Raw genomic sequence first — 19303 nt, 5'->3', positions numbered from 1 at the left:
TTCCCTCTACGAGGATTTAATGACAAGAAAACAAAATAGATCTACGCTCGTTAGAATAGAAAAAGCCACACGCATCAGAAAACATAAATTCACTTCATCTCTACAAGATTTCGCACGAGAATCTATTCCTGGGGAGATGGTGACAACTATTCAAGAATATCCCGCAGTAGTACCAACTGGATTAGAGTTTGAACTATTGCAGGATGTTTTAGCATCTTCGGATAAGGTTTATTACAAACCACGACGTAGACAAGAATACATTATCGATAGTAGTCATCTCAAAAAATGGCAAATAGCAGGATTTGAACATTACGCCGATTATGTTGGGTATTGTCAAACCTGGGGACTATCCCAGCACACACAAGACTTTGACATTCTCTTTGACGATAAGGAAATCACACATGATTAATACAATGAACACAGTAAGTACCTTGCTCGATTCTTTCCATAACACTTGGCATCTACCTATTCTTGAACTGGTCAATCATGCATGGCGTGACAGAACGCCAGAGGCGCTTTTAAGCGCGGCTAAACAGGCGGAGCAGGGGATTGATGCGCTGATGTATCTCCAAGAGGTTGTAGAGCGTCTGGTGAAGCGTGGAGACAGCACTATCACACCAGAAGAAGCCTGGCGTGTAGCTAATGACCTTGAAGAGCTGGCTTGCTCTCTACAATACATCACCGTTGAACTCGGAGAGCTTGCCATCCAGATCGCGGAAGAATGCACTGTAACATAAAAGTTACGAAAACGCTTGACAATAAGTGCTTTTTGTGTCATAATGAATTATAGGGTAAATATTCGAATCACCCTCGTATGTCAATACGCACTCCTTGAGAATGCCGTTCCCATAGCGGCATTCCCTCCCTCTGAATGCTATTTCTGAAAAGTGTTGGTTTTTTCGTCTCCCTTTTTGTCTTGTTTAGTTCCGAAGGAATGCGCAGGATGTAATATCTCGTTGTGTTGGTATTGCATCGCAATCACCGCGCATCTCCGACTTTTTCAGAAAGGGCATTCGCTCTTTACTCATTCATTCCGTTAGGATGAATGTAGTAATCTCTTATTACTATTCCAGTGGTGATAAGAAATTCCATTCCCACTTCTCGCCATGACAGAAGGGTTTCTGTTTTGAAGTGGGAGCAATGACGGGCGATCCTACTTCTGTTATTCGTAACAGTTGCGCCCTCCATTTTATTCAAGAAACCATTCTTTAACTTCATAATCCTCCCAAACGATGACGTTAAACAATGCTTTCTAACAAGGGCATCTCTCCAGGGGCTTAATTGCCCCTTTTTAACAATCTGCATGTAACACTTCCGTTATTAATGAACGCAGTAACAATACGAAGGAAATCTCATGTTCCTTATGAATTATGATCGTGTGATTACACACAAAGGTGCTTCTCTTATTCTCTCTGAAAAGATGATGAAACAAGCGGCGAATGTATTAGGTGTAAGTGTCGAAGAGATTCGAGAGGCTACAGAGAAATTCTGGCCTACCGCCACTATCACCAAATCAAAAGAAGGTTCTCACCCATCATCAGGGCTTGAGGAACGATTAAAACTAAAAGCAATAGCAAAAGGAAAATAACCAATGCAATTTGGAACATTTCAAACTCTGAACGGGAATAACAGCCACGCCCGATATAAAGTAGTGGCTTACGCATCTGATGCAATTATGCAGGATAAGCTGATCAAGACAGCTACAGGAATCCCTGATTCCCTTATCGTAGGTGATCTTGTAGACGCTACAGGTAAGAAAGCTACCGTTCCTGGCAATATTGCGTATGTTGTCGTAGAACCTGCACGCGCTGGCGATAAGGCGTTTATTGTAGCTTCTCCAGAACATACTATTTTAGCCCTGGTTGGCATTGAATTTGGAAGTCTGGATAAATCTCTGGCTCAAGCGCAATTAGCAACTCTTGGCTTTACTTTCACAGACTACGACACAGTAGCCCTACGCACAACCTAATTAAGGATAATAATAAAAATGGCTTATTCAGATCTATTTTCTGGCAATATGTACGATTTTGCCAGCCCGTTTACATTCTCTACTCAGTTGAATGCAATTGTAAGTAATCTTGGGTTATTTAAAATTGAGAACCACGACGTCAATACAATCGCTCTTGAGAAAATCACAGATGTGAAAAATCTCGTTGCACCTGAAAAGATGCCCTACGCTCAAAGCGATTGGAACAGTGCAGAACGTCCAGAATTCAGCAATGTGCTGTATCAGCTTAAATATACTAACTCCCTTAACTCCGTCACCTCTCGTGACCTTGAGCAGTATAAAGCGCGTGGAACAGTAGACACGGCTGATCAAATCACCCTGGCTATCTCTGATTTCAGCGATGCACAATACGCGCAGGTGAGTAACACCGTAGAGGTTGACCTTGTAGAGGCGCTGTTAGGGCTTCGTGTGCAGTCACAATACGCCGGACAGGGCAATTTAGATTTCCTTGCAGGTGGGAGCAAAACCACTTACACGATGGATATCAGCGCAGGTGCTAACGTGTTCCAGCAACTAAGCGAGATTGGACGAATCCAGAATGTGAAACTTGGCTCAGGGTTGGCACAGGCTAAACAGGGCGTAGTGATCCTGGCCTCCGGTAAAGCAGCCGTAGCGCTACGCTATCACCCATCAGTGAGAGACTTCATGGTGTATACGCTCCCTCTGGAGCAGGGAGACAACTTCTACACCCGTACTAAAAGTGCAAACCCTGCTTTCGAAACCTGGACACTAAACGGTGTCACCGTGATCGATGTGACAGGCTATAGCCTCATCACTGACAAAATCGGTGTGGACTCATTCGTGAGTCTTCCTGTAATGGCTCCTGAGAGTAATGCCTACGTCCTGCATAGCGGTGTCGGCGTTCGCCATGCCACACAGGGCAAAGGTGCAGAGCTATATCACCAGTATGTTGTAGTTGATCAGCGTTGGGGCTTCCCTGAGATAGCGACAGAATGTAGTTATCTGCCAATTGTGAATATTCCACAAGCGATCATCTTCGGTACTGTCTCAGAATAATGAGCGATAGACGTTAGCTCTTCACGTCTGGGAAAATAACAGAAGAGCTTTAATCAGGGGCGTAGGGAACTGGAACACGCAAAGCAAATGCGCCAGCCCTTGCCCCTTTTTTATTTCCAAAATGAGGAAAGATGAAATTGGAACTAATCCTAAAGAGTCGAGGCTTGCATTTACAACTAAATGATACAAATGCCGAGCAGCTACTGAATTTAGCAGCCGTATCGAGAGCGCTTGATGTGAGCTATTCACATTTAAGACAACTTATTTTCAAAGGAATGAGTGTATCAGATGCACTTAATTATCTTGTGAACGAAAAGAAAGGCGGTGAATAATCATGCTTGAACTTCAGATCAGTAAAATTAATAACACGGTGACATTCAGCGTTGATCGTAATTCAATGAAGGAAGCTATGGACGCTTTCGATCAAATTCAGAAGAAAGCCAAAGGCATTAAAGACCCTACGTTGAACATGAAGAGATTCAGCCAGGGGCTTAAATCTGCTGAGAGAGAATTAGACAAGCTGAATAAGAAAGCCTCTAAGCCTCGTAGCAACGATGAACGAGAAAAGGCAAGGGCAGCTAAGGCGCAAGCCCGTGTAGAGGCTCAGGCAGCGAAAGAGGCCGCACGTTCGGCGGCTCGTCGTGAACGGGCTGAATTGCGGCTATTGGACACTGCCAGCAGCTTTAAGAGTATGCAACACCTTACCAATGTTGAGCTTACACAGGCCGCGCTTGCAGCGTCACGGATCACTAAAGCATATGCAGCAGGTACTATCTCACTACAACGCCAAAACAGCGAGATCAAACGCCTTCAGCAGAGCTACAGACGTATTAACGCAGAGCGTAGGGCAGCGGCAAAAGCGGGAGGGGCTAACGCTCTTGGTGGCGGTGGTAAGGCTACAGGGGCTATCTCTGGCTCTCTGATGGGTTTAGGCACTGGTGCGCTGGCTGGCGCTGGTATCGGTGCGGCGGCTTACGGTGCTTATTCATGGGGTAAAGACGCTGTAACCGCACAGGAAGAGCGCAGCGAGATTGTACAGCGCAGCAGATTGGGCGGGGTGGATTATAACGTGTTACAGGCGCTTTCGCAGTATGCCACGGCTAACGGGATCGACAGCGGGATGGGGCTGCAAGGGGAGAGGAAGCTGCTCGATAACGGAAAAGACATCTCAGAAAAGCTGGCAGACAGCTACACCAACAGCACCTTTGATAAGAAGTCTGGAAAATGGAAAGGCGGGAACGCCGCAGTAGATACAGCCCTGAACATGGGATTCACTAAAGACGATCTGAAATCCTACCAATCCAATGCGTTTGGCTTCGTTTCTGCCTATACCAACACCATGCAGGGCAAAGGCTATTCACAAGAGCAAATCCTTCATAACCTGGAAGACCTTGCAGACGATTTAGGCTTGTATCACAAGGCATTTTCTAATCAAGGAAAAGCGATCACTGATCAGGTGGATGTGCTCAAGCGTAACGGGCAGTGGCTGGATGAAGCCCAGCAGGATCAACTTGTGGCCTACCGTAAGTTTAACCAGGAGCTTAGCATTCTCTCCGATAGCCAGAAGCTGGCATTCTTCGAAGGATTTATGTCAGAGATTGACCCTGAAACCATGCGAGAGTTTAAGGAAGCTATGCAGGAGGCGTTACCCTTCTTTAAAGGTTTAGGAAAAGCGGCGGGTGATGTAGTGGACGGCTTAATGAAGCTAACCAACTGGATCACAGGCAAGCTGAATCTCCTTAACGGTGACAATACCTCTAAAGAGGCCGTTAGTCAGCATTACGGCACTACGTCAGCACCTGCACAGCCAGGAAGTAATCCTGTGGCTAACGCTTACGGAGCCAGCCAGCCTAAATCAGACGGCACACATGAGCCGAACATGTTCGATACATTCCATGATTGGTGGAACGGGACAAGCGACGCTAAAGACGTGAGCAGCTACGCGCAGAGCACAAACGGAGATTACTCTCCTGTTTCTATGTTGAAACAGAGTGCAGCAGCGCCAGCTAAGCCAGCCAGTACGCCGATCATGCAGCCTGTAGTGTTGCAGAATCAGCTACCGGAAGGGCTTATCCATCTAACTATTTCTCCTGATCCAACTTTTGGAAACATGCTTAATGCTACCGTTGATCAGCGTATCAATGATAACAATCAGCGTATGGTGCTGGCTGTTTCATCTGGACAAGGGGCGGGGGGCTAATGCCCCTCTTCGTAAGGAATAAAATAAAATGGCAACACCAGGAAGTTTAACAATCGGGGGCGATTCCTCCCGAATCAATTCAACTCAGAACAGTAATAACAGCAGCGCTACCCGTACCAAAGGTGAAAACGGATTCACCATTCTTGCATCGGTATATAACCCAGCCTCTGATAACTATATTCGTAACTATCAGGCGATAGTTTTTGATGCTGTAACAGATACGGGAGTTCGTAGACAGGCTGATATTACGAGCTATCCCGTTGAGAGCGGGGCTGAGGTGAGCGACCACATTCAGATTAAGAATAATACATTCAAAATGTCTGGAGTAATCACGGAAACTCCGATCAGACTTGAGGGAGATTTATTATACAGTGCTGGTGTTAATGGTACGCGAATATCACAAGCTATCACCTATCTCGATCAAATATTTGACAGTCGTCAGCCCATCACATTAGTGACAGAACATAAAGTGTACGAGAATGTTATTCTCTCCGGCATCTCCTACGATTATAAATCTGAATACGCAATGCAATTCGATCTTGAATTTGAACAGGTCAGGCTTGTCAGTAAAGCTACGGTTAATGTGATTGCAACTAAAACGCAGGGAAATAAATCTGTAGGCGGTACGGTGAAACAGAAAGTAGTGAACAATGCACCTAAGAAAACCGAGGGTGATACGGTTACTACGGAGTTTAAGAAAAAATAAGGGGCTTGCGCCCCCTTTTATTAGATTAATGTTTTCACATCAAAATCTATGTTTGTATCGGTATCGGCTTCATAGTTAACTTCTTCGAATCCGAACCCAAACAACTTCAGGAACTCTTCTTTATAAGCAATGTAATCTGTTAACTGCTCCAGATTTTCATCGGTAATGGTCGGCCAGATTTCGCGGCACGCCTGCTGCACATCTTCACGCAGTTCCAGATCGTCCATGCGGATTCGCTGCTCGTCATCAAGTTTGGCATTACCCCCATACAGGCTGGTAGTCATCAGACGATTAATTTGCTCGATGCAGCCTTCGTGTATCCCACGATCTTTCATGAGCTTGAACACGATAGAAATATAAAGCGGCATGACTGGAATAGCTGAAGACGCTTGGGTGACAACAGACTTTAACACCGCGACGTTTGCAGCACCGTTGAGAGGAGCCAGCTTGTTGCGTAACTCTTTTGCCACCCGATCCAGGTCTTCCTTCGCCTTACCGAGCGCACCGTGCCAGTAAATAGGCCAGGTCAAATCCGTGCCGATGTAGGAGTAAGCAACGGTCTTCACGCCATCAGCCAGAACGCCAGCGTTATTAAGCGCATCAATCCACAGTTCCCAGTCCTCGCCCCCCATCACGGTAACAGTGTTACGCACTTCTTCTTCGGTTGCCGGTTCGATACTGGCAGTAATGATCTGATCTTTGTTGGTATCAATGGCTTTAGAGGTATAAACCTCACCGATTGGCTTCAGCGCAGAGCGAACAATTTCGCCTGTTTTTGGCATCTTTCTTACCGGAGATGCAAGCGAATAAACCACTAAATCAATCTGACCCAGATCTTCTTTGATGAGGCTGATAACTTCGTCGCGGCACTCATCGGAGAACGCGTCGCCGTTGATGCTTTTCGAGTAAAGACCTTCACGTTTCGCTGCTTCATCAAAAGCCGCAGAGTTATACCAGCCCGCTGAGCCTGGCTTGGCATCCGTCCCCGGTTTTTCAAAGAAAACACCGACAGTGGAAGCACCGCCGCCAAATGCTACAGAAATTCTGGAAGCAAGCCCATAACCAGTGGAAGCACCGATCACCAGCACGCGCGCAGGGCCATCAGTGAGTTTTCCGTTTTTGCGGATGTACTCGATTTGTTTGTTTACGTTGACTTGGCAACCAACCGGATGTGTGGTGGTACAAATGAATCCACGAATCTTAGGTTTAATTATCATGTTGATTTTAATCCATTTTCAAAATTTCTTTAGCATACAATAATGATAACTTTTTTATGAAAAGTTGTAATGAATAATACACTTTCATTAACTAACTCTGGGAAGGATAATGGTCTTGTTGAAACGTTACTATAATTAGATTTCAGGGTAGTCCACCAATTCGACATACCCTGCTAACTCTTCCATGCTCGCCCCCTTTGAATAGGTACGGAATGCTTCGGTTTTCGCTTTCTGTTCAGTGTGTCCGGTGATGGCCCCGATCCTTGTTTCGCTAACCCCTGCACGGTCTAAGCAGGTGATGAACATCCCGCGCAAGCTGTGGAAGCATTGACGATCTGTAGCGGTAGGCAATACTCGGCGGCGTAACCTGGTGAACGCTTGGGAGTAGAACGGGCCTTTCTTACCGTCAGCACGGTTAATCTTGTTAGCCTGTGGGAACAGGTACTCGCCGTAACTATGGCTCAGGTATTCATCGACAATCGCAGATAGCCTGGAATGAATAGGGACGTACCGTACCCCCGCCTTGGTCTTTGACTTCGAGATGTAGAAACAGCGTACACCTTCCATCGTTTGAATCTCTGATTTCTTAAGGCTTGCCAGTTCATCAAGGCGGCATCCTGAAAAAAGCCCCATGATTATGATATTCCTGATCTCCGGCTCTGCTGCATCCAGTAGCTTTTGCATATGATGAGCTTCAAATGGTTCATAGCTTACAATGCTGGCTCGTGCTTCGAGGTTGTGACCGTGAAACGGGTTATCTGGTGCTATGTCGTCGTAACCTCTCCGTGCATACTCGTACAGACTTCCCAGGCACGTCAGCCAGTTCTGCACGGTTTGGGGGGCTTTCTTGTCCTGCTGATTGATAAACATCGCCACTTGTGACCGTCTGATCTCCGTGACCTGAATGTCTGCACGGTCAAGCGAAGTGAGAAATACCTCTACGGCGCGAGCAGATTTAGCCAGCGTCGAGAATGAGCGCTTATCACTGTATCTGTCAGCGTATTGATCACGTATGGCGGTTAATGTTGGCACGGTCTGGAGTGGGGCGCGTAGCGTGGTTTGCTTATGTAATCCGGCTATGGCGTTTTGAATGCGCCGTTCCTCCGTGTTTGGGGAATACTGTTCCTTGAGTGTCTTCCACTCGATGAGCATGTGATTACGGAAGTGTTTAGCGGCGGCAAGATCTTTAGTTCCCGTTGATTTCCGGTATAGACGTTTCCCGCCGAAGATGTGGCGCATGTACGCCGGAATGAAGATCTGAAACATCCAGACCCCTTCCGCAGTTGGATATAGATAAGATTGACCCTTGATAGACATGAGAATGATCCTCTACAATCTCCGCTATCAACTACCAATGTTGAGATCTTTCGCGGTTCTTGGGGGGTTCTGTTCGATTCCCTTCGCCCGCTCCAGAATTTCCCCAAGAAGAACCGTTCAAAAACTCTCTTTATTTCAGTAGGTTGCTCAGTAGCGCTGACTAACTTGTTTAGGCGTTATGTCCTGTAGAGCATTGACGTCCTCCCTGCACACGAAATGCAGGTAACCCTCTGACAGTCTTATGAAATCGCTGTGCTACGCTTGTCTTCTAACCTCTAAGGGGCTTAATGGTTTCTGTTGTCTAAAACCAGAAGAGAAAGAGCCAGCGTGGCAGCTGGCTATGTTTTTAGTATGGTGATGCGGTTAAATAGACAGGGACGGAGTAGATCGAGCCACCTGCCAGATAATCCGCAGGGCTGTGAAAGGTGTAAATGGTTCCCTTCACGGAAAGGTAGATCGCATTATTCTCGACCTTCTTCAATGCATCTTTGTCCGTGGTGATCATGAAAGGCTGGTGATCGTTCTCCAGACTCGCCATAAACGCTTTATCATCTTTGGTTACATCATAGAGATAGAAACGGTAGGAAAAGCCTGTGGTGGCTCCTGCACTCGCTTCTGTGATGTAAAGATTAGCCAGATTGTTAACTTTCGCCTTCTTAATAATCACTTGCTCAAGTGGTGAAAAGTGCAGCAAGTTGTATATCCCATAGGCGACAACAGCCAACAGGATCAGAAGTAGATACCGCTTCTTAAAAACCTGTGCGTTTTGCATAGTCGATACCCGCTCTTATCCAGTACTGGTCGTTAGGATCATCACCGTAAGGCGTTGAGCCAAACCAATCACCAAAAGCCGGATCCGTTGTTCCTGCGCGGCTTTGCGTTAAGCCATAGGTAAGCTGGAATAGCCATTTTCACTTTTTCCTCATGCTGTTATAAAAAAAACCATAGAGAAAGTGTACCTATATGTGAGAGGGCAATAAACGATTAAATCTAACAAAATCATTAATTTAAATGTGATTAAATTTGAGTTAAGTTAAACTAAAGGGAAGGTAGGCATTGCACCCTCTCGATTATTGCAAAGCCCGTATGTAATCTGGCAAGGCTTTCAATTGGCTATCTTTCATCGCCGGAACAGGAATACCCCTATCAGTCTTTCCTGTACTGGCGTACCTGCTTCCCCCTTTCGTTCATTGTTATGATCGGTTGTCGGCATAACACGCTAAGTTGCACATTTCCTGTACCCTGGATACCCTGAGATTAATCCTAATAACTCAAGGGTGAGTATGGCTACCGGGAAGAGAAAGAACCAAAAGGAATCACCTGAAGAAGAGTTAGATCGCTTGCTGGATGAGCTTGAACTCACAGAGGAGCAACGGGAGTTTATCGAATCCATGCGGGAGGATAAGGGCGATCCCAGTAATGAGTAACGCTTGCCTTCAGCCGAACGAATACGAATGGCCGCATAACGGCATTGTAAAGATCTTTTCTCCTCACGAGGGCTTTCCGTCAGCGTCGATGGCTCAGCGTACCGTGCCAGAAATTGTCCTGAAATGATGCGGTATTCAGACCGGATCGGACTACTATTCATTATGATTTATCAATGCATTATACCCTGACCATGTGCATGTAAAATCGCGGAGCCGGGAGAGTTGACGGCAATGTAAAAGAAATCATGAGGAAAGAAATATGGCTGCTACAAACGGTATGATTGATACTGATGACGCTGTAATTTTACTCATCGACCATCAGAGTGGCTTATTCAACACGGTACGTGATGTGCCTGTACCAGACCTTCGTAATTATGTGACAGCGATAGCCAAAGTTGCCACGCTTTTAAATATCCCGGTGATCACCACGGCCTCTGTTCCTGACGGTCCCAATGGCCCGCTCATCCCGGAAATTCACAAATATGCACCCCATGCCGTGTATGTTCCACGCACCGGGCAGATTAATACCTGGGATAATCCGGCGTTTGTGAAGGAAGTGGAAAAGACGGGCAGAAAGACCCTGATTATTGCCGGCACGCTCACCAGCGTCTGCATGGCGTTCCCTGCGGTTAGCGCTGTCCAGGAGGGGTATAAGGTTTACTGTGTTGTGGATGCCTCGGGGAACTGGTCCAAAATCGCGACCGATACCACCATCGCGCGCGTGGCTCAGGCGGGAGCGATCCCTACCGATACGTTTGCCATTGTCGCTGAATTAATGAGAACTTGGAACCGCGCGGAAGGTTCTCGCTTTGCTGAGATCCTGGCAGAGCATGTCTGTCCGGAATATAAGTGCCTGATTGAAAGTTTCGGCAAAGCTCAGGAAATTGCCAGAACAGGCCCGGAAACCAATCTGGAGCATTATAAGTAAGGCCGGATAAACCTGAACATAATTCCTGGATTTTATCGTCCTGTACCTGAACGTATTACAGGTGCAGGACGTAGCGGCGTCGTATTCCGGACGTCGCTGAATTGTCAGAGATATTAAGAGGGGCTGAACCGCGCATAATTTAAAATTAAACCCTCTTCCTTTTTACGTCATCAGGCGCCCCTGTTATATCTGTCGGCAAATTTTTTATTTCCCGGATCGCAGATGAAAACACGACTCCTCCTGTGCGCGGGCTTATTTGCCGCCTCCAGTGCCCATGCCAGCGCCCTCTATTTTTATGAAGCCGGCACCGAAGATACCGCGCTTGCCGGAGCAGGGCAGGCGGCTCGTGCGCAGGACGCCTCGACAATCATGACCAACCCTGCTGGCATGACGCGCCTGCCGGATCATATGGTCACCGGTGGGTTACAGGTTATGGATGGCTCCATCGACAACCAGCTGGATAACCATGCCCATCAAAGCCCCGGCGACGTGATGAAAACCATCCCGAATGCCAGCGCCTTTTATAGCCAGAAGATAAACGATGATCTTTATGCCGGGATCGGGCTTTACGGTAATTACGGTCTGGGGATCGATTACGGTAGCTGGGCGGGCGACAGGCTGATTAAAAAGAGTACCCTGGTTGCAATGACGCTCAGTCCGTCACTGGCATACAAGCTCAACGACCGACTCTCAATAGGGGCGTCCGCCAACGTTAATTACGGTTATTTCTCGCTGACCCGCAACGTTAATGATAATGACTATCGGCAGCATGATGAGGACTGGGCCATGAGCTATCGGCTTGGGCTACTCATGCAACTGACCGACCAGACGCGAGCCGGTATTACATGGAACAGCGAGACGAACTATCGCTACTCTGTTAACGGCAAAGCTCGAGTACAGAATGGTGCCTACGACCTCCCGGTGTCGGCACAAATCAGCGCGCCGCAGCAAATCATGCTCAGTCTTGTGCATGATATTAACCCTCGGTGGTCGGTTATGGGCGATCTCGGCTGGCAGGACTGGAGCCAGTTCGGTGCGCCGCAAATCGTCGTTGGGGATCGGCAACTGAACAACGTCAGCCGCCTGAAGGATACGTGGCACGGCGCGGTGGGCGTGCAGTATCGTCCAACACCTCAGTGGCGACTGAATATCGGTGTGGCGTTCGACAGCTCGCCGTATGAGAGTCAGAGTGATGTGGCCTTAACTTTACCCACCGGGGATGAGTGGCGATTTGGCACGGGGGCCCAGTATCAGATCACCCCGGCCAGCAATATTGGTATTGCCGTGTCGTATCTTCATATGCAGTCGTCGCATGTGAAATCCCCGACGGCGTTTGCCGGAAGTTACGATCATCCTTATCTTTGGTTTGCCAGCGTCAACTACAGCTATCAGTTTTGATCGGCTAACCGCTTAAAATATATGGTCTATAATGGCAGATATTGAATGTCAGAAGGTTGTACCATGCATATTTTACCGCCTGTTCGACCCGAAAAATCCATCGAAAGACTGACCGCCATCCTTGAGCCGATAGCGGAGAAAGTGCACGTTGTTCCGCGTAAGCGACTCACCTGGTTACGGAAGGGGAAACAACAGATGTACCTCTTTCTGGAAGGAGAGCTGTCCCTGCTGCGGGCTTCGGATGGACTGGTGGTAGTGACCGTTTACGAGCCGCATTTGTTTGGTATTGCAGAGATGATCCAGCCTACGCAGGGGCACCTTCTCCGTGCTGAAAGAGAGTCGACTATTTTACGTCTCGATGCGGACAAGGCGGCTGAGTTGTTTCGTGCCGAGGGCGTCTGGGAGGATGTCGCCGCGCTGCTCTCATACCATACGGCCTATTTAATATTCCGTGATGCCCAGGTACTCCAGCAGCGTACCTATTCCGTTATTCGTAACCACCTTCAGGAAATGATTTTGCTCCCGGAAGAGACGCGTTTGCGTACCACGATTCTGGAATATATCCAGGATCGTACGCTGCTCTCTCGCAGCAGTATACTCAATGTATTATCTGCCCTTAAGCAGGGGGAATATATCGCCTTTAAGCGCGGTGGATATCTGCTTGAGGTCAGACATTTACCCGAGTCATTCTAGCGGAAATTTAAAATTAAACAGAAATGCAATTAACGCTACCGTTAATTTTCTATATCGTTTGCTTTCTCAGATTTAACATTATCAAGTAAACGGTATATTTATGAAAAAGACAGTTATCGCATTGATTATGGCTAATGCATTTACCGCCACTTCCGCGTTCGCCGCCGCTGATGCGGGCACCTGGTATAGCGGTGCTAAATTCGGCTGGTCTCACTATTTTGATACCAATATGGGTTCAAAAGCGTTTGAGAACACGCATTCCGATCACTTCGATTTTAACCATGATAATGTCGGCGGGGGTGTTTATACGGGTTATCAGATTACCCCATGGCTTGCGGTAGAAGGTGGTTATGATTATTTAGGTAACATGCAGATTAAAGGTCAGCATGGCGCCGGGGCGCAAATGAAGACGCAGGGGCTGCAAATGTCTCTGAAGGCCAGTTATGCCCTGACCAGTGACTGGGATATTTACGGCCGTGCCGGCGCAATGGGCTATCGCGCTGAATCCGATGTAAGTGGTCACAATCGTTTTGAAACCGGTGTGCGCCCGCTTGCAGCCGTGGGTACTGAATACGCTTTCAATAAAAACTGGGCGGGCCGCCTGGAGTATCAGTGGGTAAGCAACGTGGGCAATGTTAACCAGATCGGCGTAAGCAGCGACCTGAGTTCCGTCACCGCAGGGCTTAGCTATCGCTTTGGTCAGTACGACTGATGCCCGTGATATGCCCATTAATAAAAACCCGGCTGCTTATGTTGCCGGGTTTTTTATTTTCAGCTGGTGAATAACGGTTCAAGAATGATATGAATATTTTGCAGGCCCGTGACATTATTATCTTTCAGGTATTGCTGATTAACCATATCTAACTGTTCCAGTTTGGTCAGCGAGGCATAGACGCGTTGAACGTCACTGTCCGCAACAAAAATTTCTTTTGCGGTGGTGTCCTGTAGATACTGTGATTTTACGCTGCGCGTTAAGGTCTCGATCTGCTGTTTATTTTCCTGATAAAGAGACGCGATATGCGATATCTGTGCCTGCGGCGGTTTTTCCCCCGGCAACACCAGTGGAATTTGTAGATGATTAATTTTTTCAACATTGTCTGGTTGGGGAGAACTACAGGCTGTTAATGTGCTGAGGGTTAATACAGCGAAAAAGAACGGCAGGCTCTTCATCGAATCACACCGGGGAAATAACTGGACTCAGCATTATCCCTTAAGGACGCAGCGACGAAAGAATAAACTAATTTATTTATAAACGTTATTTCCATAGGTTAAAGATAAGCCTGGTGATAGCCTCCTTTCCCCCCATGTACCGCCAGCGTGAATATAACTCCTCGAGGAAGTATGAAATTTAAAACTCTCGTTAGTGCGATGGCCATTGCTGGTCTGCTATTAGTCTCGTTGACCTCATTGCCTGTCCTGGCACAAAAGGAAGGGAAGGGAGCCACTGCCCATACGAAAGAGATGAATGATGCACTTTATGGTCAACTGCCCTTCTTTGATAAGACCGATTTCCGAAATGCGCACAAAGGCTTTATTGCCCCGCTGCCACCCGCGGTGATTAAAGGCGAAAAAGGCGCCGTTATCTGGAACCCCCGGAAATACGCTTTTATCAAAGAAGGGCAAAAAGCGCCGGATACCGTCAACCCGAGCCTGTGGCGTCAGGCGCAGCTGAATACTATTGGCGGTCTGTTTGAGGTCACGGAAGGCGTCTACCAGATCCGCAACCTCGATCTGTCGAATATGACGATTATAGAGGGCAAAGAGGGGATCACGGTTATCGATCCGCTGGTGTCTGCGGAAACGGCCAAAGCGGGCATGGATCTTTACGTTCAACATCGTGGCAAACGCCCGGTTGTTGCCGTTATTTATACCCATAGTCATGTCGATCATTATGGCGGCGTGCGTGGCGTAGTCGATGAAGCGGGAGTGATAACCGGCAAAGTGAAAGTCTATGCTCCAGCAGGTTTTATGGAAGAGGCGGTATCGGAAAATATCATGGCCGGAAATGCCATGAGCCGCCGTGCCAGTAATATCTACGGAAACCTGTTAATGCCAATGTAAAAGGTCAGGTAGGGGCGGGTCTGGGGACGACCACCTCAGCCGGGACGGTCACGCTTATCGCGCCCACTCACGCCATTACCGAAGACGGGCAGAAAGAGATCATCGACGGTCTCACCTATGATTTTATGCTGGCGCCGGGGTCGGAAGCGCCGTCTGAAATGCTCTGGTATGTGGAAGAGAAAAAGCTGATTGAAGCAGCAGAGAACGTCACTCACACCCTGCACAATACTTACTCGCTGCGCGGGGCGAAGATACACGATCCGCTGGCATGGTCAAAATACATCAATAACGCCCTCGATCGTTGGGGGGATAAAGCGGAAATTATTATCGCGCAGCACCACTGGCCCACATGGGGTAATAAGAAAGTGGTGAAGCTGATGAAAAGCCAGCGTGATATCTACCGCTATATCAACGACCAGACGCTGAGGCTGGCGAATAAAGGGCTGACGAGGGATGAGATAGCCGCTAATTTCGCCCTGCCTTACGGGCTGGCAAAATCCTGGGCAGGCCGTGGCTATTACGGCTCGGTAAGTAATAATGTCAAAGCCACCTATGTCTACTATCTTGGCTGGTTCGACGGAAATCCGGCGACGCTCAATGAACTGCCTCCGGTCGAGGCAGCGAAAAAATATGTCGATTACATGGGCGGAGCCCGCGCGATCCTTGAAAAAGCCCGGGTTGATTATGCCCGGGGAAATTACCGCTGGGTGGCGCAGGTAGTGAGTAAAGTCGTTTTTGCCGATCCAAATAATAAGGCGGCGCGCGAACTGGAAGCGGACGCGGTTGAACAGCTGGGATACCAGGCCGAGTCAGGACCCTGGCGTAACGCCTACCTCACCGGTGCGCAGGAGTTGCGTAACGGGGTGAAGAGGATGCCGACGCCCAATACCGCCAGCCCGGATGCGGTTCGTGCCATGTCGACTGAGATGATTTTTGACTACTTCGGCGTTCACCTTAACGGCGTCAGAGCTGCGAATGCCAGAGGGATTTTTAACGTTGATCTGGGTCGCGAGGGCGGCAGGTACAAGCTGGAGCTGGAGAATGGCGTGCTGAACCATATCGCCAACGCTCAGGCAGAAGATCCGGATGCAACCATCACGCTCAGCCGCGAAACGCTGAATAAAATCATCCTCAAAGAGACCACGTTGAAAAAGGCGCAACAGGCAGGAGAGGTGACGATCGTCGGCAATGCCGCGAAGGTAAACGAAATGCTGCGCTGCATGGAGAGCTTCAGCTTCTGGTTTCCTGTCGTCACCCCTTAAACGTAAAAAAGGCTGCTTTCGCAGCCCTTTAGCTTTCGCCTGCAACAATTTGCCGGGTGGCAGCTTCGCCTTACCCGGCCTACACTCTGCGCGCCTTGAGCGCTAGATGACGCCATCCCCGCCGTCTGAACACCACACCTGCCCGGAGGTGTATGAACACTCATCCGAGGCCAGGGTGACATACAGCGGTGCGATCTCCACGGGCTGTCCCGGGCGTCCCAGAGGGGTACTCTCGCCAAAATGTTTCACTTTTTCCTGTGGTTGCCCACCGCTGGGCTGAAGCACGGTCCAGTAAGGTCCCGGCGCTACCGCGTTCACGCGTATCCCTTTCGGTCCCAGCTGTTTCGCCAGCGCTTTGGTAAACACCGCGAGACAGGCTTTGGTCTGCGCATAGTCAAGCAGTACGGCGCTCGGTTTCACCGCCTGTACAGACGAGGTGTTAATGATGGAGGCGGGGGCTTTCATGTGGCGCAACGCCGCCTTTGTGATCCAGAAAGGCGCATAGACGTTGGTCTTAAAGGTCGCGTCAAAATCTTCCGTGGTCAGTTCTTCCAGCGACTCACGGTACTGCTGGCGGCCTGCGTTATTCACCAGGATATCCAGCCCGCCCAGTTTTGAGACGGCCTGCTCCACAAGGCGCTGACAAAAAGTTTCGTCCCGCACATCGCCCGGAAGCGCGACGGCATTCCGTCCTTCCGCTTTAATCAGGGCGATGACTTCCGCTGCGTCTTCTTCCTCTTCCGGCAAATAGTTAATCGCGACATCTGCCCCTTCGCGGGCATAGGCAATGGCTACCGCGCGTCCTATGCCGGAATCGCCCCCGGTAATTAGCGCCTTCTTACCGGCAAGACGACCATGCCCTTTGTAGCTCTTCTCGCCGTGGTCGGGTACGGGTTCCATCTCAGAGGCCAGGCCCGGTGGCGTCTGAGGCTGCTCCGGGAAAGGCGGCGTTGGGTAAGCGTTCGTACGTTGTTCATTATCACTCATAGCTAACTCCTTGTTAGGGGTGAGATTTGATGGATAGTTACAGCGTTAACGCTTCGCTGAATTATTTTTGCAAGTGGCTGACCCGCACTACGGGTGGGGATGATTTTTTATCGAGCGAGCCGCTAATACTGATCATGTTGTCAGGTTCCACGGTTCTGTCGTCAAATACGGCTTTCGGGATAATAACGTCGATTTTCCCGGTTTTATCCTGGAATACGTATTTATCGCCATTGCCGTCAATAAGATTGCCGCGCAGTGAAATAGAGGCGCCATCATGCATCTCTTTCGCCTGAGTAATGGTCATAATGCGCGCATCATCGGTACCACGATAACCGCTGTCCAGCGCATACGGCGGTGGCGGCGCGTCACCCTTTTGTAACCCGCCGTTATTATCTGCCCATGCAGTAGGGATAATTAATATAAACAAGGCTGAAATCACTGATAATTTCATCTGATATCCTTCATTTTGGATGTCTTGACTTATTAAGTATTGTTGCTATTCCTTTATGTGGCAAATGTGATAAGTCTTAAAAGCATTTGCACAGGAAAATCATAAATTTCGGCAATTAAGCGAAACGGTGACCACAGCCATGGAACCAAAAAATGAAAAAGTGCCTGGGATAAAAGAGAGTAGCCGTTTACTGACGTTTGAGTATGCATTTCGCCAGGTGGGTTTTATTGTGCTGTTAGCTATTATCGTGGCCGCGATAGCCGGCCTGTTTTCCAGCGGCGCGGTCAGCGACGTGGAGAAAACAAACGAAGCAAAATCCCTGACCCTGAGCTATGAGCGCTTCGGTCGCCGCCAGACCGAATCGCGGATGGCACTGACGTTTCCGGTGACGTCTGAGGGGAAATATACCCTCAGCATGACCAGCGAAAGCAGCGACGCATATGAGCCCGGCAGCGTCTGGCCACAGCCGGACAGCATGTACAGCCGGGGGAATACCCTGTTTCTCGTCTACGATCGTTTACAACAGACCGATAAATTTACCGTTTTGTTATTTATCACGCCGTCAAAAGCAGGGAAGTGGACAAACAGTATCCGCGTAAACAACGAGCCAAATATCCATTTCTGGCAGTTTATTTACCCCTAGGAGTCGAATATGGACATGGTTTTTCGTGCCCTGGCAATTTACCTGTTTCTGGTCATTGTGTTTAAAGTTGCCGGGCGACGCGCTCTGCTACAAATGACCAGTTTTGACCTTATTTTGCTCTTAATTATCAGTGAGGCGACACAACAGGCGCTGCTTGGCGAAGATTTCTCCGTCACCGGCGCGATGATTACAATAACGACGCTGGTGGTTGTGGATATTATTTTTGGCCTGCTGAAAAAATATTTTTCCACTGTCGAGAATATTCTTGATGGCACGCCGGTGATATTGGTGGAGAACGGTGTTCCCCTTGCCGATAAACTGAAAAAGGTCGATGTATCCTGTGATGATATATTGGTATCAGCCCGCCAGAATCACGGTATTACAGAATTGAAGGAGATTAAATACGCTATTTTTGAGCGTAATGGTCATATTTCTATTATTCCTGACGAAAATTAAGGGGCAACGCGATGAGCAACCTTATTCACGACAGCAACAGCACCATCAGCGAGCTGACGAAAAAGCTCGCCACTCAGCTTACGGACAGAGGTTTGCGGTTAACCACCGCAGAGTCCTGTACCGGCGGCAATCTCGCGGTTGCGCTTTGTGCCGAAGAGAACACGGCGGAATTTTATGACGTTGGCATGGTGGTGTTCAGCGATGCGGCGAAGGAGAGGATCCTCGGCGTGCGGCACGAAACCATTGAGCGCTTCACCGCCGTCAGTGAACAAACGGTGACCGAGATGGCCGCTAAAATTCGCGAAATTGCCGAGGCGGATATCGGCCTTGCCATCAGCGGCTATGCGGGACCGGAAGGCGGCGACGATGGCACCGCAGCCGGTACGGTCTGCTTCGGCTGGAATATTCGCGGACAGACGGAAACCCGCACCGTGCTGTTTTCCGGTGAATGTCAGGATGTGGTGGATAAAGCGGTGCGTTATTCCCTTTCTGAACTGATCGAAATACTCTCCGGCTGGGATAACGTCTGAAA

22 protein-coding genes and 1 pseudogene are annotated in these 19303 nt (G+C 48.7%); 17 read left to right on the top strand and 6 right to left on the bottom strand.

What is annotated here, in order from left to right; translation table 11 throughout:
* The first annotated feature begins 19 nt into the window (after positions 1-19).
* The 8 genes from SK50_RS20205 to SK50_RS20165 all read left to right on the top strand — a co-directional run bounded on the left by SK50_RS20205 (position 20) and on the right by SK50_RS20165 (position 5931).
* Positions 20-409 carry a hypothetical protein gene (locus SK50_RS20205; protein ID WP_032667926.1) on the top strand — a complete coding sequence of 130 codons (390 nt, stop codon included), beginning with the start codon at positions 20-22 and terminating at the stop codon, positions 407-409.
* Positions 402-737, top strand: a complete 336-nt coding sequence (locus SK50_RS20200; RefSeq protein ID WP_023309087.1) for a hypothetical protein — start codon at positions 402-404, stop codon at positions 735-737. Before SK50_RS20205 ends, SK50_RS20200 begins: the two co-directional genes overlap by 8 nt.
* A 617-nt stretch (positions 738-1354) precedes the next feature.
* Positions 1355-1588: a hypothetical protein gene (locus SK50_RS20190; protein WP_023309086.1), complete on the top strand. Its 234-nt coding sequence runs from the start codon at positions 1355-1357 to the stop codon at positions 1586-1588.
* 3 nt (positions 1589-1591) lie between these two features.
* The gene (locus SK50_RS20185) at positions 1592-1969 is read left to right on the top strand and encodes a hypothetical protein (protein WP_023309085.1); all 378 of its coding nucleotides are present in this window, start codon (positions 1592-1594) and stop codon (positions 1967-1969) included.
* 18 nt (positions 1970-1987) lie between these two features.
* The gene (locus SK50_RS20180) at positions 1988-3025 is read left to right on the top strand and encodes a major capsid protein (protein ID WP_023309084.1); all 1038 of its coding nucleotides are present in this window, start codon (positions 1988-1990) and stop codon (positions 3023-3025) included.
* A 131-nt stretch (positions 3026-3156) separates the two neighbouring features.
* Positions 3157-3357, top strand: coding sequence for an uL22 family ribosomal protein (locus tag SK50_RS20175; protein ID WP_224310681.1), 201 nt, complete (start codon positions 3157-3159; stop codon positions 3355-3357).
* Between the two features lie 2 nt (positions 3358-3359).
* Entirely contained in the window at positions 3360-5225 is a 1866-nt protein-coding gene (locus tag SK50_RS20170) for a hypothetical protein (protein WP_023309083.1), read from the top strand.
* Positions 5226-5253: 28 nt separating this feature from the next.
* The gene (locus tag SK50_RS20165) at positions 5254-5931 is read left to right on the top strand and encodes a phage baseplate protein (RefSeq protein WP_023309082.1); all 678 of its coding nucleotides are present in this window, start codon (positions 5254-5256) and stop codon (positions 5929-5931) included.
* Positions 5932-5951: 20 nt separating this feature from the next.
* Here the strand turns inward: SK50_RS20165 and fabV are convergent, their stop codons facing one another.
* The 3 genes from fabV to SK50_RS20150 form a co-directional block, all read right to left on the bottom strand.
* A complete protein-coding gene (gene fabV, locus SK50_RS20160; protein WP_023309081.1) occupies positions 5952-7148 on the bottom strand; it encodes an enoyl-ACP reductase FabV in 1197 nt (398 codons plus the stop codon).
* Between the two features lie 135 nt (positions 7149-7283).
* On the bottom strand, positions 7284-8465 hold the full coding sequence (locus SK50_RS20155) for a tyrosine-type recombinase/integrase (protein WP_023309080.1): 1182 nt from the start codon (positions 8463-8465) through the stop codon (positions 7284-7286).
* Positions 8466-8811: 346 nt separating this feature from the next.
* Complete coding sequence (locus SK50_RS20150) at positions 8812-9237, bottom strand: hypothetical protein (protein WP_017382883.1); 426 nt, start codon at positions 9235-9237, stop codon at positions 8812-8814.
* Positions 9238-9748: 511 nt separating this feature from the next.
* Between SK50_RS20150 and SK50_RS24045 the strand changes: the two genes are divergently transcribed.
* From SK50_RS24045 to SK50_RS20125, 5 genes are all read left to right on the top strand, one after another.
* The gene (locus tag SK50_RS24045) at positions 9749-9892 is read left to right on the top strand and encodes a hypothetical protein (RefSeq protein ID WP_017382882.1); all 144 of its coding nucleotides are present in this window, start codon (positions 9749-9751) and stop codon (positions 9890-9892) included.
* 259 nt (positions 9893-10151) lie between these two features.
* Positions 10152-10820, top strand: coding sequence for an isochorismatase family protein (locus tag SK50_RS20140; protein ID WP_023295377.1), 669 nt, complete (start codon positions 10152-10154; stop codon positions 10818-10820).
* A 222-nt stretch (positions 10821-11042) separates the two neighbouring features.
* Positions 11043-12218 (top strand): OmpP1/FadL family transporter, encoded by a 1176-nt coding sequence (locus SK50_RS20135; protein ID WP_045910758.1) that lies wholly within the window; start codon positions 11043-11045, stop codon positions 12216-12218.
* Between the two features lie 63 nt (positions 12219-12281).
* Positions 12282-12911, top strand: coding sequence for a winged helix-turn-helix transcriptional regulator (locus tag SK50_RS20130; protein WP_015571785.1), 630 nt, complete (start codon positions 12282-12284; stop codon positions 12909-12911).
* 100 nt (positions 12912-13011) lie between these two features.
* Entirely contained in the window at positions 13012-13623 is a 612-nt protein-coding gene (locus tag SK50_RS20125) for an outer membrane beta-barrel protein (protein ID WP_023295375.1), read from the top strand.
* Positions 13624-13682: 59 nt separating this feature from the next.
* Here the strand turns inward: SK50_RS20125 and SK50_RS20120 are convergent, their stop codons facing one another.
* Entirely contained in the window at positions 13683-14081 is a 399-nt protein-coding gene (locus SK50_RS20120; protein WP_045330801.1) for a hypothetical protein, read from the bottom strand.
* A 171-nt stretch (positions 14082-14252) separates the two neighbouring features.
* Between SK50_RS20120 and SK50_RS20115 the strand changes: the two are divergent.
* Positions 14253-16234: pseudogene (locus SK50_RS20115) on the top strand (alkyl/aryl-sulfatase).
* 102 nt (positions 16235-16336) lie between these two features.
* On the opposite strand, the gene SK50_RS20110 reads toward SK50_RS20115, so the two are convergent.
* Complete coding sequence (locus SK50_RS20110; RefSeq protein WP_017382876.1) at positions 16337-17221, bottom strand: SDR family oxidoreductase; 885 nt, start codon at positions 17219-17221, stop codon at positions 16337-16339.
* 61 nt (positions 17222-17282) lie between these two features.
* Complete coding sequence (locus tag SK50_RS20105; RefSeq protein ID WP_048229867.1) at positions 17283-17672, bottom strand: YdeI family stress tolerance OB fold protein; 390 nt, start codon at positions 17670-17672, stop codon at positions 17283-17285.
* A gap of 139 nt (positions 17673-17811) precedes the next feature.
* Here SK50_RS20105 and SK50_RS20100 point away from each other — a divergent pair, with 139 nt between their 5' ends.
* The 3 genes from SK50_RS20100 to SK50_RS20090 are packed head-to-tail and all read left to right on the top strand — an operon-like array spanning position 17812 to position 19301.
* Positions 17812-18315 (top strand): hypothetical protein, encoded by a 504-nt coding sequence (locus tag SK50_RS20100; protein ID WP_045344642.1) that lies wholly within the window; start codon positions 17812-17814, stop codon positions 18313-18315.
* A gap of 9 nt (positions 18316-18324) precedes the next feature.
* Positions 18325-18771, top strand: a complete 447-nt coding sequence (locus tag SK50_RS20095; RefSeq protein ID WP_048229865.1) for a DUF421 domain-containing protein — start codon at positions 18325-18327, stop codon at positions 18769-18771.
* Positions 18772-18782: 11 nt separating this feature from the next.
* Positions 18783-19301 carry a 2-oxo-tetronate isomerase gene (locus SK50_RS20090; RefSeq protein ID WP_003862863.1) on the top strand — a complete coding sequence of 173 codons (519 nt, stop codon included), beginning with the start codon at positions 18783-18785 and terminating at the stop codon, positions 19299-19301.
* Positions 19302-19303 lie beyond the last annotated feature (2 nt).

This window comes from Enterobacter sp. BWH64, from assembly GCF_001037645.1.
GTDB lineage: Bacteria > Pseudomonadota > Gammaproteobacteria > Enterobacterales > Enterobacteriaceae > Enterobacter > Enterobacter hormaechei_C.
This window is presented reverse-complemented; position numbering and strand designations above follow the sequence as displayed.

Bases quoted from the DNA above. Each gene is read 5' to 3' on its own strand.
- SK50_RS20205 (WP_032667926.1), top strand. From the start codon at position 20: ATGACAAGAAAACAAAATAGATCTACGCTCGTTAGAATAGAAAAAGCC.
- SK50_RS20200 (WP_023309087.1), top strand. From the start codon at position 402: ATGATTAATACAATGAACACAGTAAGTACCTTGCTCGATTCTTTCCAT.
- SK50_RS20190 (WP_023309086.1), top strand. From the start codon at position 1,355: ATGTTCCTTATGAATTATGATCGTGTGATTACACACAAAGGTGCTTCT.
- SK50_RS20185 (WP_023309085.1), top strand. From the start codon at position 1,592: ATGCAATTTGGAACATTTCAAACTCTGAACGGGAATAACAGCCACGCC.
- SK50_RS20180 (WP_023309084.1), top strand. From the start codon at position 1,988: ATGGCTTATTCAGATCTATTTTCTGGCAATATGTACGATTTTGCCAGC.
- SK50_RS20175 (WP_224310681.1), top strand. From the start codon at position 3,157: ATGAAATTGGAACTAATCCTAAAGAGTCGAGGCTTGCATTTACAACTA.
- SK50_RS20170 (WP_023309083.1), top strand. From the start codon at position 3,360: ATGCTTGAACTTCAGATCAGTAAAATTAATAACACGGTGACATTCAGC.
- SK50_RS20165 (WP_023309082.1), top strand. From the start codon at position 5,254: ATGGCAACACCAGGAAGTTTAACAATCGGGGGCGATTCCTCCCGAATC.
- fabV (WP_023309081.1), bottom strand. From the start codon at position 7,148: ATGATAATTAAACCTAAGATTCGTGGATTCATTTGTACCACCACACAT.
- SK50_RS20155 (WP_023309080.1), bottom strand. From the start codon at position 8,465: ATGTCTATCAAGGGTCAATCTTATCTATATCCAACTGCGGAAGGGGTC.
- SK50_RS20150 (WP_017382883.1), bottom strand. From the start codon at position 9,237: ATGCAAAACGCACAGGTTTTTAAGAAGCGGTATCTACTTCTGATCCTG.
- SK50_RS24045 (WP_017382882.1), top strand. From the start codon at position 9,749: ATGGCTACCGGGAAGAGAAAGAACCAAAAGGAATCACCTGAAGAAGAG.
- SK50_RS20140 (WP_023295377.1), top strand. From the start codon at position 10,152: ATGGCTGCTACAAACGGTATGATTGATACTGATGACGCTGTAATTTTA.
- SK50_RS20135 (WP_045910758.1), top strand. From the start codon at position 11,043: ATGAAAACACGACTCCTCCTGTGCGCGGGCTTATTTGCCGCCTCCAGT.
- SK50_RS20130 (WP_015571785.1), top strand. From the start codon at position 12,282: ATGCATATTTTACCGCCTGTTCGACCCGAAAAATCCATCGAAAGACTG.
- SK50_RS20125 (WP_023295375.1), top strand. From the start codon at position 13,012: ATGAAAAAGACAGTTATCGCATTGATTATGGCTAATGCATTTACCGCC.
- SK50_RS20120 (WP_045330801.1), bottom strand. From the start codon at position 14,081: ATGAAGAGCCTGCCGTTCTTTTTCGCTGTATTAACCCTCAGCACATTA.
- SK50_RS20110 (WP_017382876.1), bottom strand. From the start codon at position 17,221: ATGAGTGATAATGAACAACGTACGAACGCTTACCCAACGCCGCCTTTC.
- SK50_RS20105 (WP_048229867.1), bottom strand. From the start codon at position 17,672: ATGAAATTATCAGTGATTTCAGCCTTGTTTATATTAATTATCCCTACT.
- SK50_RS20100 (WP_045344642.1), top strand. From the start codon at position 17,812: ATGGAACCAAAAAATGAAAAAGTGCCTGGGATAAAAGAGAGTAGCCGT.
- SK50_RS20095 (WP_048229865.1), top strand. From the start codon at position 18,325: ATGGACATGGTTTTTCGTGCCCTGGCAATTTACCTGTTTCTGGTCATT.
- SK50_RS20090 (WP_003862863.1), top strand. From the start codon at position 18,783: ATGAGCAACCTTATTCACGACAGCAACAGCACCATCAGCGAGCTGACG.